This window comes from Microbacterium sp. KU4F (genome assembly GCF_056868075.1).
Window position 1 is genome coordinate 1,718,199 of record NZ_CP200324.1, and the last position, 12,567, is coordinate 1,730,765.

The 12,567-nt window shown below is 70.2% G+C and carries 10 protein-coding genes; 3 read left to right on the plus strand and 7 right to left on the minus strand.

Translation table 11 applies throughout. The annotated features are described in order from the left end of the window. The first annotated feature begins 43 nt into the window (after positions 1–43). Together AC1VNH_RS08760 and AC1VNH_RS08765 are read left to right on the plus strand one after the other, a co-directional pair. The gene (locus AC1VNH_RS08760) at positions 44–784 is read left to right on the plus strand and encodes a LysR family substrate-binding domain-containing protein (RefSeq protein ID WP_483110907.1); all 741 of its coding nucleotides are present in this window, start codon (positions 44–46) and stop codon (positions 782–784) included. A 62-nt stretch (positions 785–846) separates the two neighbouring features. Beyond that, the gene (locus AC1VNH_RS08765) at positions 847–1,569 is read left to right on the plus strand and encodes a glutamine amidotransferase-related protein (protein ID WP_483110909.1); all 723 of its coding nucleotides are present in this window, start codon (positions 847–849) and stop codon (positions 1,567–1,569) included. A 12-nt stretch (positions 1,570–1,581) separates the two neighbouring features. Here AC1VNH_RS08765 and AC1VNH_RS08770 read toward each other — a convergent pair whose 3' ends face one another. Continuing rightward, positions 1,582–2,373: a tryptophan-rich sensory protein gene (locus AC1VNH_RS08770; protein WP_483110911.1), complete on the minus strand. Its 792-nt coding sequence runs from the start codon at positions 2,371–2,373 to the stop codon at positions 1,582–1,584. 159 nt (positions 2,374–2,532) lie between these two features. Continuing rightward, on the minus strand, positions 2,533–3,576 hold the full coding sequence (locus AC1VNH_RS08775) for an isopenicillin N synthase family dioxygenase (RefSeq protein ID WP_483110912.1): 1,044 nt from the start codon (positions 3,574–3,576) through the stop codon (positions 2,533–2,535). Positions 3,577–3,843: 267 nt separating this feature from the next. Here AC1VNH_RS08775 and AC1VNH_RS08780 point away from each other — a divergent pair, with 267 nt between their 5' ends. Beyond that, positions 3,844–4,413, plus strand: a complete 570-nt coding sequence (locus AC1VNH_RS08780; protein WP_483110914.1) for a DUF1349 domain-containing protein — start codon at positions 3,844–3,846, stop codon at positions 4,411–4,413. A 37-nt stretch (positions 4,414–4,450) separates the two neighbouring features. Here the strand turns inward: AC1VNH_RS08780 and treZ are convergent, their stop codons facing one another. The 5 genes from treZ to AC1VNH_RS08805 form a co-directional block, all read right to left on the minus strand. After that, on the minus strand, positions 4,451–6,193 hold the full coding sequence (treZ, locus tag AC1VNH_RS08785) for a malto-oligosyltrehalose trehalohydrolase (protein ID WP_483110915.1): 1,743 nt from the start codon (positions 6,191–6,193) through the stop codon (positions 4,451–4,453). A 29-nt stretch (positions 6,194–6,222) separates the two neighbouring features. After that, positions 6,223–8,571 (minus strand): malto-oligosyltrehalose synthase, encoded by a 2,349-nt coding sequence (gene treY, locus AC1VNH_RS08790; protein ID WP_483110918.1) that lies wholly within the window; start codon positions 8,569–8,571, stop codon positions 6,223–6,225. A gap of 12 nt (positions 8,572–8,583) precedes the next feature. Next, entirely contained in the window at positions 8,584–10,797 is a 2,214-nt protein-coding gene (gene glgX, locus AC1VNH_RS08795; protein WP_483112714.1) for a glycogen debranching protein GlgX, read from the minus strand. Positions 10,798–10,964: 167 nt separating this feature from the next. Beyond that, positions 10,965–11,999 (minus strand): DUF1266 domain-containing protein, encoded by a 1,035-nt coding sequence (locus AC1VNH_RS08800; protein WP_483110919.1) that lies wholly within the window; start codon positions 11,997–11,999, stop codon positions 10,965–10,967. A gap of 67 nt (positions 12,000–12,066) precedes the next feature. Further along, on the minus strand, positions 12,067–12,546 hold the full coding sequence (locus AC1VNH_RS08805; RefSeq protein WP_483110920.1) for a glutaminase: 480 nt from the start codon (positions 12,544–12,546) through the stop codon (positions 12,067–12,069). Between the last annotated feature and the right edge of the window lie 21 nt (positions 12,547–12,567).

The following is a 12,567-nucleotide window of genomic DNA, read 5'->3' on the forward strand; positions in this document are numbered from 1 at the left end:
CCACACCATGAGCCATGGACCGGGGGCGGGATAGCCTGGGGGCATGGCTGGTCGAGGGGCACCGAGGGGCGGGAAGAAGCCCGCACGCTCCGCTTCGACCCGCAGCGGCGGCTCTCACCGGCCCGCCAAGAGCGGCTCACCCCGCCCCCCAGCCAAGAAGCCCGAGCCGGCCCCGGCTCCCCCGATCCCCGAGGGGCCGTTCCGCCTCGGCGCGATCCCGGGAGCCACACCCGGTAAGTGGATCGACATCTGGCAGGAGCGGATGCCGCGTACGCCGCTCGAACTCGTGCCGCTCGAGGTCGCCGCGCAGGAGGGGGCGTTGCAGAGCGGGCGGGTGGATGCGGCGCTGGTCCGCCCGCCCGTCGACACCGAGCGCTGGCACCTCATCCGCCTCTACGAGGAGACCGTCGTCGTCGCGTTCTCGTCCGACTCGCACCTCGCCGCGGGTGAGGAGCTCACCGTCGAGGACCTCGAGGGCGAGGTGCTGATCGTCCCGGCCGACGACGTCGTGGACCCGCGGGTCGCCGGCACCGTCGCGCCCGCCTTCGCGGCACCGGCGACGACGGCGGATGCCATCGAGATCGTCGCATCCGGTGTGGGCATCGTGATCGTTCCGATGTCGCTCGCGCGGCTGCACCACCGCAAGGACGTGGAGTACCGGGTCCTCTCGGGCTCGATACCCTCGCCCGTCGGGTTCGCGTGGCCGCGCGAGGATGCGTCGCCGCTCGTCGACACCTTCATCGGCATCCTCAGAGGCCGCACCGCGCAGTCGTCGCGCGACTAGCGAGCATTCTCAGCACAGCACGAGCCGCGGAGGCCGCCACAGCGGCGCCATAGAATCGCAGGATGGATCCCCGCCCGCTGCTGTACCTCTGCGCGCGCCCGCAGCGGGATGCGGCCCAGGCGGAGTGGGCGTCGTTCCGCGTCTCGATGGGGTGCGACGCGGACGGGCTCCATGCGTGGGATCTGGTCGCAGACCGCCTGCCGACCGACGCACTCGATCGCTATGCGGGCTTCGTCGTCGGCGGCAGCCCCTTCAACGTGACGACGCCCGACAAGGGCGCGGTGCAGACGCGAGTAGAGGATGACCTCGCCCGTGTGGCGGAGGCCGCCGCATCCGGCGCGACGCGGGCGATTTTCACCTGCTACGGCATCGGCGTCGTCACCCGCGTCTTCGGCGGCACCGTGGCCGATACGTATCCCGAGGGCACGGGAGCGACGACCGTCACCCTGACGGATGCGGGACGCCACGACCCGGTGTTCGGCGGTCTGCCCGAGCGATTCGAGGCGTTCACGGCGCACAAGGAGGGCACCGACATCCTGCCGCCGGATGCCGTGCTGCTCGCCACGAACGAGGACTGCCCCGTGCAGGCCTATCGTGTCGGCGCAAGCCTGTACACGACGCAGTTCCACCCTGAGCTCACACCGCAGGACTTCACGGCCCGCATGCGGATCTACCGCGACGGCGGGTACTTCGATCCGAGCGAGTTCGACGCGGTCGCGGCGCGGGTGCTGGCCTCGCCAGTCACCGAGCCCGCGCGCATCCTGCACGCCTTCGCGCGCCTCTGAGAGAGCGCCGGCTCAGCGGCGACGCAACCGCTGCGCGACACGCACGACGGTGACGAGGGCGATGAGAGCAGCGGCGCCGACGGCCGCCGTGCCGATCGCGTCGCTGTGCGGCTGATCGGTGAGGCGGCCCACGGCGAGCCACGACAGTCCCCAGCACAGCGCGAGCGAGGGAGCGATGCGTCCGAACCAGGCGATGCCGCATCCGATCGCCGCCACGGCGATCAGCACGACGATGCCCCAGACGTCCGCCGCGTCCTCGGCGCCGGCGGGCAGGATGCGGGTGAGCCAGGCTGCGGTGTTCGCGACCGTCGCGAGTGTCACCCACCCGAGGTGCAGCCCCGTGACGCCGTCGATGAGCACGGCGGAGACGACGCCCTCGCTCGGCTGCGTGATGGCCCGGCGCCACGTGGTCGCGAGGGCGACGAGAAGGAGCACGATGACGAGCACGGTCAACGGCAGCGTGGTGAACTGCGCCGCAACGAGCCAGAGCCCGTTGAGCACCTCGGTCACAGCGATCAGCCACCCGAGGCGTCGCTGGCGTTCACTGCCCCGCTGCCCGGGCAGCGCCTGCCAGATCGCGTACGCGATGAGGCCGAGGTACACGGCCGACCAGATCGAGAAGGCCTGCCTGGCGGGGGCGAGATAGCTCGCATCCGCGTCGAGCGCACCGTCTTGCAGGTCCTGCACGGCCGTGCCGCCGAAGAGTCCCGTGCCCACCATGGCGGCGACCAGCATGAAGCCGGTCGCGGCGAGGACGGCGATCTGCCGGGTGAGGTCGGATGAGCGCGATGTGGCGACGTTCATCCCATAACGCTAGATAATCTAGCTAACCCGCGCCAGGGGTTGACAGCGTCCGCCGGCGGTCGCGTCGTCGAGCGAGCACACGTTCGGCGAGTGAGCACTCCATCGCATACTCGCTCGACGAACGGATACTCCTTCGGCGGCCGGATCGATGCGCAGAGCTCAGCGGTAGCTCGAGAGCACCCGCTGCGACTCCCGCTCCGCCTTCTCGTTCGCCTTCCCTTCGCGCGAGCCCGCGAGCTTCGCACGGATGTGGTCGCCCACGGTGATGGGTTCGTACAGGTCGGGGTGCTCCGCGTCGATGCAGGACGGCAGCGTCTCGATCAGCGCGTCGACGTCGCCGTCGTGGAAGAACGCGGCCGATCGCCGCCGCTCGATCGTCCCGTCGATCACGGGCGGCTTCACCCGGTGCAGGGTCGACATCCATCGCTCGTTCGTCCAGCGCGCCGTCACGTCGCCGAGATTGATCAGAAGCGCGCCGTCGGCGGGAGCGACGTCGTTCCACGAACCGTCGGCGCCGAGCACCTGCAGCCCCTTCACCTGGTCGGCCCAGAGGATCGTCACGATGCCGTAGTCGGTGTGCTCGCCCATGCCGACTAGGTCACCGTCGAGCGTCACGTCGGTCCCGGGCGGCAGGGCGTAGTTGTTCATGCGCATGACATCGAGGGAGTGGCCGGTGCGGCGGTCGAAGAAGTCGGGCTCCAGCCCGAGCGCATCGGCGAAGATGCGGGTCATCGTGCGCGCCACCCGCGCCGCCTCGGCGAAGTACGTCTGCACCTGCACCTCGAACCCGTCGACGTCGGGCCAGAGGTTGTCGGCGTACTCCGGCTGCGGAAGGTCCGGGGATGCGGGGTAGTCCGCCTGCGCTGCTCCGACGTTGAAGGCCTCGAAGAAGTCGTTCATCCGGTTCGCCGACTCGACTCCCAAGGAAAGGCTCAGCGACTCGGACTTGGGCGGGCTGTAGCCGCGGTTGATCTGCGGCGGCGTGCGATAGGTCTTCTTCTGCTCCAGATCGAGGGCGAAGAAGCGATCCATCGCGTCGGTCAGGCCGGCGGTGACCGCATCCGGGATGCCGTGTCCGGTGATCTGGATGAAGCCGACGGTGCGACAGGCCTCATCGATCGCGCGCGCGACGGCGGCTTTCGCTTCGGGGCTGCCGTCTGCGACGTACGCGGTGATGTCGACGAGGGGGACGTGGAAGGTCATGGCGACTCCTGGGTGGGGATCGCCCTCGGAAGGGCGACCGATGGGTATCGAGGTAGCCACTTCACGGTTTCCCACCGCGGCTGCGAGGGCCGCGGCGCGTGTTTACATGAACGCTGCCGCCAGGCTAGACGGCCCGCGTTTCCCCCGCGTTACATCTGCCACGGTCCTCTCGGCCGGGGTACGGCGCGGCTCCGCTTGTAGATTCGGAGGGATTCGCGATGAAGGGGGATCACCACCATGACGGTTGAACTGCCGGGGCTGCCGCCCGTGACCTGGACTCACAGTGAGGGTCAGCACCGCCGGGAGGGCGACGCGCTGGTGATCACCTCCGACGCGGAGGTCGACTGGACGAACGACGCGACCGGCGCGCCGCCGTCGCATACCTCGACCAGTCTCGCCTTCGACATCGACGAACCGTTCCAGCTGTCCGCCCGCGTGTCGGTGAACTCTCCGCGGACGACCTTCGACGCCGCCGTGCTCGCCCTGTGGGTGGACGAGGACTGCTGGGCGAAGCTGTGCTTCGAGTATTCGCCCCGGGGCGAGGAGATGGTCGTCAGCGTCGTGACGGATCGGTTCTCCGACGACGCGAACGGCCCCGTCATCCTGGACGGCTCCGTCTGGCTCCGCGTATCGAGCCTTGCCGGCAGCGCGTACGCGTTCCATTACTCGACGGACGGCATCACCTGGCACTTCGTGCGTCAGTTCCGGCTGAACGCGTCGACGCGCCCTCGGATCGGCTTCATGTCGCAAGCACCCATGGGACCGCCGGCGACCGCGCGCTTCGGGAACATCTCCCTGCTCCGCGAACAGCTCGCGGACGTGCGCGACGGAAGCTGAGAGCCCGCGCCGTTCGCCGAACGCAGAAAGGGGAGCCTCAGCGCAGGGGCGGACCGAGCACCACGGCGGCATCCGCCGGGACGGAGACCGTGCCGGCGGCGGGCGAGACCGGCACGGTGGCCAGCAGCACGCTCTCCGCCGCGGCGAGCGGCACGTCCCATGGATCGGCCGCGAGGTTCACGATGATCCGCAGCGCCCCGCGCCCCAGCACGAACCGCCTGGCGGACGGCGCCGCATCCGGTCGCTCGATCGCCGCCGACAGGTGCGCCGACGCGGGGTCGGTGAGCTCGGGCCGCTCGCGCCGCAGCCCCGCCAGCTCACGGTAGAGCGCGAGGATGCGGGCGTGATCGCCCGACTCGGCCTCGTCCCACGCGAGCTTGGCGCTCTGGAACGTCGCCGGATCCTGTGGGTCGGGCACGACCGAATCGTCCCAGTCCGTCTTCGCGAACTCCTCCGCCCGCCCCTTCCGCACCGCCTCACCGAGCCACTCCTCCGGATGCGAGGTGAAGAACGGCCACGGCGTCGACGCACCCCATTCCTCGCCCATGAAGAGCATGGGCGTGCCCGGCGCGGTCAGCGTCAGCACGGCGGCGACCGCGAGCCGGTCGGGCGACAGCGTCGCGCTCAGCCGGTCGCCCGCGGCGCGATTGCCGACCTGGTCGTGGTCCTGAGTGAAGGTCACGAGACGCCAGGTCGGAACCTCCGCGGGGATCGGATGTCCGTGGTGACGCTCGCGGAACGACGAGTACGTCCCGTCGTGGAAGAACCCGCGCGTCCACACCTTCTCGAGCGCGTCGGATGCGGCGAAGTCCGCGTAGTAGCCGCTCGTCTCGCCGGTGAGCGCGACATGCACGGCGTGGTGCCAGTCGTCGCTCCACTGCGCGGCGAGCCCGTAGCCTCCGGCCTCGCGCGGCAGGATCAGCGTCGGGTCGTTCATGTCGCTCTCGGCGATGAGTGTCAACGGGCGGCCGACGTGCGCCGACAGCGCGTCGACGGCCTCCGCCATCTCGCGCAGGATGTGGACGGGCCGTTCGTCGTGCAGCGCGTGCACCGCATCCAGTCGCAGCGCATCGACGTGGTAGTCACGGAGCCACATCAGCGCGTTCTCGACGATGAAGGCGCGCACAGCCGGCTCGTCGAGGTTGACGGAGTCGCCCCACGTGTTTCGGGTGCCCTCCCGCAGGTACGGGCCGAACTCCGGGAGGTAGTTCCCGGACGGGCCGAGGTGGTTGTACACGACGTCCTGCACGACGGCGAGGCCGGCAGCGTGGGCGGCGTCCACGAAGCGCGCGTATCCCGCGGGTCCGCCGTAGGCCTCGTGCACGGTGTACCAGGCGACCCCGTCGTATCCCCAGTTCCAGACGCCGTTGAAGCCGTTCACCGGCAGCAGCTCGATGTGACTGACTCCCAGCTCGACCAGGTGGGGAAGACGTTCGATCGCCGCATCCAGCGTGCCCTCGGGCGTGAACGTACCGAGGTGCAGCTCGTAGACCAGACCCCCCGCCAGCTGGCGACCGGTCCATGCGTCATCCGTCCACGCGAATGCAGCAGTATCGACCCACGCGGATGCCGCGTGCACGCCCTCGGGCTGGCGGCGCGACCGCGGGTCGGGGCGCAGTTCACCGTCGTCGAGCACGAACCCGTAGCGCTCGCCGTCGGTGAGATCCACCGATGCACGCCACCATCCGTCAGCTTCGGCCGTCAGCTCCCTCTCGCGTGTCAGGTCCGCACCAGAGCGCATCCGTACCCGCCGCGCCTGGGGCGCCCAGAGCTCGATCATCGTCTCGTCCTCGTCTCGTGGGTCGGTCGTCATCCGCGCGGTGCCGCGAGCGCGACCGGCGCGAGCAGCGCGACCGAGTAGGTCGCCAGCAGCTCGGCGAGCGGGATCCGCTCGGTGTCGAAGATCCGGCCGGTCAGCTCGTCCTGCACGGCGCCGGCGGGATGCAGGAGGGTCGCGTCACCCCATCCGCCGCGAGCCGCGAGGCCCATCGGCAGCCGGGTCGCGACCGCGATCACGCCGCCGCGGTCGAAGGCCACCGCGTGCTCGGCGGCGGCGCCGGTCACGGTCACCGGCGTGTAGCGGGTGAACAGGTGGGGGCGATCGCGGCGCAGGCGCAACGCGCGGGAGACCACCAGCAGCTTGGCCGCCGCGCTGTCGTCCACGGGCGGCACGAGTCCCTCATCCAGCCGTGCGAGCGTGGCGGCGCGGGCCGCGAAGTCGACGTGGCGACGGTTGTCCGGGTCGACCAGCGACTGCTCCCACAGCTCGGACCCCTGGTACACGTCGGGGATGCCGGGTCCGGCGAGCTGGAGGATCTTGGCGGACAGGCCGTTCGAGTACCCGGCCGCAGCGATCTCTGCGACGAACGACTCGACGAGCGGGCGCGCCTCGCCGAAGGCGGCGTCGACGACGGCATGCATTTGCCGCTCGAAGTCCTCGTTCACGTCGAGCCAGCTGGTCGCGTCGCCGGCCTCGCGCGCGGCCTTCTCGGCGTAGGCGTGGAGCCGCTCGGCGCTCGCGGGCCAGGCGCCGACGATGGCCTGCCACAGCAGCGCGTCGAACGGGCCGTGGCCGGTCGTCGCGATCTCGCGCAGCGCGTCGAGCGTCTCCGCCCACCGCTCGGGGATCTCCGCGAGCACATCGAGGCGCGCCCGCACATCCTCGCCCCGTTTCGTGTCGTGCGTCGACAGCGTGGTGAGCGAATGCGGCCACGACGCCTGCCGCCGCGCGAAGGCGTCGTGAAACCCCGCGACATCGAGCGAGAACTCGGAGGGGTCTCCCCCGACCTCGGTCAGCGACCCGAGACGGGTGAAGCGATAGAACGCGGTGTCTTCGACGCCCTTCGCCATGACCGGTCCGGTCGTCTGCTGGAAGCGCTGTGCGAGCTCGCTCGAGCCGTCGGCGAGCAGCGGCACGAGCGCGGCGATCGCCTCGGCGAGATCCGGACGAGCGGCGGATGCGGCCTCCGCCGCCTCGTCGAGCCACGCGCGCCCCGCCGGCAGGTAGCTGCGGTAGGTCGGGAACAGCGCGAGGAGTTCGGCCAGCGCCTCTCGGGCACCGGGAACGGGGATCGGCAGCAGGCGCACCAGCCGCGCGACCTCGGATGCCTGGATCGTGTCGGCGATCTGACGCTTCGTGCCGTGGATGAGCTCGGCCCACGACGGCGCCGAGGGGAGACCGGTCTCGATGCGCAGCTGCGCATCCAGCGCGTCGAGGCCGGCACGCCCCGCGGGGTCGACGAGCACGCGCTCGATCTCGCCGAGGGCGTCATAGCCTGTCGTGCCGACGGTGTGCCACCACGAGGGCAGCTCCTCCCCGTGCTCGAGGATCTTCTCGACCCAGACCGGCAGACCGTTCGTGACCTCGGCCAAGCGCGCGAGGTATCCGCCTGGGTCGCGCAGGCCGTCGGGGTGGTCGACCCGCAGGCCGTCCACGAGCCCCTCGCGCACCCACCGCAGGATCTCGACGTGCGCGTCGTCGAAGACGTGCGGGTCCTCGACGCGGACGGCGGCGAGCGTCGTCACGGCGAAGAACCGGCGGTAGTTCAGCAGCGCGGCCTCATCGCGCCAGAAGCGCAGTTCGTAGTGCTGCCGGTCGAGCACCGCGGCGACGTCGTCGGGCTCGAGCCCGTCGAACGAGCCCGGGGCAAGCGGCAGCTCGTGATCGTAGTACCGCAGGAGTCCGTCGGGAGCGTCCGGGGCGGGTGTCGGGTCGATCGTGATCTCGCCGATCACCTCCGCGAGCGGAGCGCCGAGGATCGGCAGCCGCACCCGGCCATCGTCGAGCGCGCGGTCTACGTCGAACGCGGCCGCGCGCTCGGACGCCTCGCCGAGGCGCAGGTAGTCCCACCACCACGGGTTCTCGCGGGGAATCGAGACGCCCATGTGGTTGGGAACGATGTCCACGAGCACGCCGAGTCCCGCGTCGTGGGCGGCGGTCACGAACCGATCGAGCGCCTCACCCCCGCCGCGGGCGGGGTCGACGAGGGAGGGATCGACGACGTCGTAGCCGTGATCGGAGCCGGTCGTCGCCTTCAGCAGCGGCGACAGGTACACCCACCCCACGCCGAGGTCGGCGAGGTAGGGCACGACAGCGGCGGCCGCATCCAGATCGAAGCTCGGACGGATCTGCAGGCGGTAGGTCGAGGCGGGCAGCATGCGTCCTCCGGGTCAGTGCGGGAGCTCGGACTTGGGAGCAGCGCCGGGCACCTCGTCGACGGGAACTGTGAGGTTCTGCGTCAGAGATGCGGCGACCGAGTGATCGGGCTCGGCCTCACTCTCGTGGTGCTCGCGCAGCACGATGAGCGACTTCGTCTCGACCGGAAGCACGTCGCCCGGGCGGACGGGCTCCGAGTCGGCGCGGTTGCCGGCCGTGTCGACCAGCACGTCCCACTCGGGGGAGAAGTCGACGTTCGGCAGCGTGAACTCGACAGGCTCGTCGCCCGCGTTGAAGAGCACGATGAAGTGACTGTCGATGATCTGCTCGCCGCGGCGATCGCGTTCGCGGATGCCGTTGCCGTTGAGGAACACGCCCACGGCACGGCCGAAGCCGGAGTCCCAGTCCTCGGGCCGCATGGGCGTGCCGTCGGGACGCAGCCACACGATGTCGGGGACGGGTGCGTCCTCCTCCTGCAGCACCGGACGACCGTCGAAGAAGCGGCTGCGTCGGAACGTCGGATGATCGCGGCGGAGGCGGGACAGCGCTGCGGTGAACTCGATCAGGGGCAGGTCGACGTTCTCCCAGTCGACCCAGGTGATCTCGTTGTCCTGCGCGTAGCCGTTGTTGTTGCCGCCCTGCGTGCGACCCAGCTCGTCGCCGTGCAGCAGCATGGGGATCCCCTGGCTCAGCAGCAGCGTCGCGATGAAGTTGCGCTGGGCACGGGCGCGCAGCGTCAGCACCTCGACGTCGTCGGTCGGGCCCTCGACGCCGAAGTTGTAGGAGCGGTTGTGGGACTCGCCGTCGTTGCCGTCCTCGCCGTTCGCCTCGTTGTGCTTCTCGTTGTACGAGACGAGGTCGCGCAGCGTGAAACCGTCGTGGGCTGTCACGAAGTTGACGGATGCCACGGGCCGCCGCCCGGAGTTCTCGTAGAGGTCCGCGGATCCGGTCAGACGCGAGGCGAACTCGCCGAGCGTGGCGGGCTCGCCTCGCCAGAAGTCACGCACCGTGTCGCGGTACTTGCCGTTCCATTCGGTCCACTGGGGCGGGAAGTTGCCCACCTGGTACCCGCCGGGTCCCACATCCCACGGCTCGGCGATGAGCTTCACCTGGCTGACGATCGGATCCTGCTGCACGAGCTCGAAGAAGGCTGCGAGGCGATCGACCTCGTAGAACTCGCGCGCGAGCGTGGCGGCCAGGTCGAACCGGAACCCGTCGACGTGCATCTCGAGCACCCAGTAGCGCAGCGAGTCCATGATGAGTTGCAGCGCGTGCGGGTTGCCGACGTTCAGGCTGTTGCCGGTGCCGGTGTAGTCCGTGTAGTAGCGCTTGTCGTCGGCCTCGAGCCGGTAGTAGGCCTCGTTGTCGATGCCCTTCATCGACAGGGTCGGCCCGAGGTGATTGCCCTCGGCCGTGTGGTTGTAGACCACGTCGAGGATCACCTCGATGCCGGCGGCGTGCAGCGCCCGCACCATGCCTTTGAACTCCTGCACCTGCTGCCCGCTGCCGCCGGTGGAGGAGTACGTGTTCTGCGGCGCGAGGAACGCGATGGTGTTGTAGCCCCAGTAGTTCGACAGTCCCTTCTGCTGCAAGGTGTCGTCGTCGACGAACTGATGCACGGGCATGAGCTCGATCGCGGTCACGCCGAGCTTCTTGAGGTGCTCGATGATGACCGGATGCGCGATCGCGCTGTACGTGCCCCGGATCTCCTCGGGGATCCCGGGGTGGAGCTGGGTGAGCCCCTTCACGTGAGCTTCGTAGATGAAGGTCTCCGAGTAGGGCGTCTTCGGCTGGCGGTCTCCGCCCCAGTCGAAGAAGGGGTTGATGACGACGCCCTTCATCATGTGGGCGGCGGAGTCGTCGTCGTTGCGCGAATCCGGGTCGCCGAAGTTGTAGCCGAAGAGCGACTGGTCCCAATCGATCTGACCGTCGACCGCCTTCGCGTAGGGATCCAGCAGCAGCTTGTTCGGGTTGTACCGCTTGCCGGATGCGGGATCGTACTCGCCGTGCACGCGGTAGCCGTAGCGCTGCCCCGGGCCGACGTTGGGCAGGTAGGCGTGCCAGACGAACGCGTCGACCTCGATGATGTCGAGACGGGTCTCGAGGCCCTCGTCGTCGAACAGGCACAGTTCGACCCGCTCGGCCCCTTCGCTGAAGAGGGCGAAGTTCGTACCGTTCCCGTCGTACGTCGCCCCCAGGGGATATGCCGATCCGGGCCAGGTGTGCACGTCGTCGCCTCCCGAGGCATCGGATGCAGGGGCTTTCACCCTAATGGACGCGGGGGGCGTGGATTCGTCGGTCACCACCGGAGCATGGCTCATCAGGATGAGGCGGATGCGGGGCTTGACGGGGACCACCGTGAGGACTCCGGATCCGGCGGCCGGGTGACGCCGCGTCAGGCGGCGGGCCAGGCGACGGATGCGGCGGGCCAGGCGGAGCCGCGCAGCTCGGCGATCGCGGTGCGCTGGCGTTGCACGGCTTCGAGTGAGTCGGAGCGGAAGGCCGTCGCGATGACGACGTCGCTCCAGTAGACCTCGGGGCTCCGGTACACCGCGAAAGCCTTGGCGGCGAGCTGTTCCAGCAGCCGCCACGCATCCGCCGCATCCAGGTAGTCGGCGACGTAGGCGTAGCGCACGCCCCCGATCGCGCGCTCGATATCGGCTGCCAGCAGGAGGCGGGGCGGCTGCTCGTCTCTGCCGCGCGCGAGATCGTAGACGTCGAACACAGGCAGGCCGGTGAGCGCGGCGACCCGGGACATCATCCGCTCGGCGTCGTCGCTGTTCGCGATCTCCGCGAATCGACTCGACAGCAGACCCTGCGACAGGGTGTCGGCCACCAGCAGCTCCGCGTCCGAGCCGGAGACGATCTTGTACTGCTCGTCGAGGGAGGCCCGCAGCTGCGCGATCGGCGGCAGCGGGAGGGCGAACCACGGAGCGCCGCGCTGGCCGTCCTGGTGCTTCGCGCGCACCTGCTGTGGAAGCTCCGCGAACGTCGGTGTGAACGCCAGCGAGGAGTTCCAGCCTCGGATCGCGAAATCGCTGGCGGCATCGAGCGCGAGGATCTGCTGCTGCCGCTCGGTCAGCGGCACGCGAGCGGCGAGGGCGAGATACCGGCGCTGCGCGCGCAGCGGTGCCGACGCGTCGAAGAAGGACAGCACGGTCGAGGCGACCAGCAGCCCGACCATCAGGCCGAGGGCGAACATGACGAACAACGAGGTCGGTGACCCGCCAGCCCACGAGCCCACCGACGCGACGACCGCCACGATGCCGAAGGGGACGGCGATCGCGGTGACGGGAAGCGCGCGACGGCGCATCTGGCGCGGATCGGCCCGCCGACGCCGCTCCATCACACGCACGTACCGCCAGCGCGTCCGCACCGGGAACTCGACCTCGCCCGGATGGTTCTGCAGGACGGTCGCGGGTGCACTCACCGCATCATCTTGGCACCCCGTCGCCACGGTCGCGGACGCCCTGTGAACAGCGCTTCGAGCTCGGCCCTCACGCTCCCGCGGGCGGGGTGCGGGCAAGAGCCACACGCTCGGCGAGGTAGGCGCCCAGCGGCATGAACCCGCCCGCCGCGCTCCAGCGCACGAGAGGCCCGTCGGCGCCCAGGCGCAGCGGTGAGGATGCCGCATCCACCGCATCCGGATCGATCGCCTGCCAGCCGACGTGCACGCTCTGCCCCTCGGCGAATCCGCCGCGGAATGCGGCCGCGGCGATCGCGGCCCGCTCCCGCTGCGACTCGGCCGCGAACCCGCGCCGCACCTCCTCCCGCGCCCGGATGATCTCACCCGTCGCGAGGACGGCGTCCTCCGTCAGCAGCAGCACGCCCAGGTGCCACGCGGAGCCTGCGGGCACGATGCGCGGCGCCGTGGGGATACCGAGGATGCGGCGGCTGCGCCACGCGCCCAGCGCCTCGCGCGGCACCTCGCCCAGCTCGCGCCGGGCCGCATCCAGCAGTTCGGCCACGGCGTCCACGCGCCGAGCCTAACCGCGCTG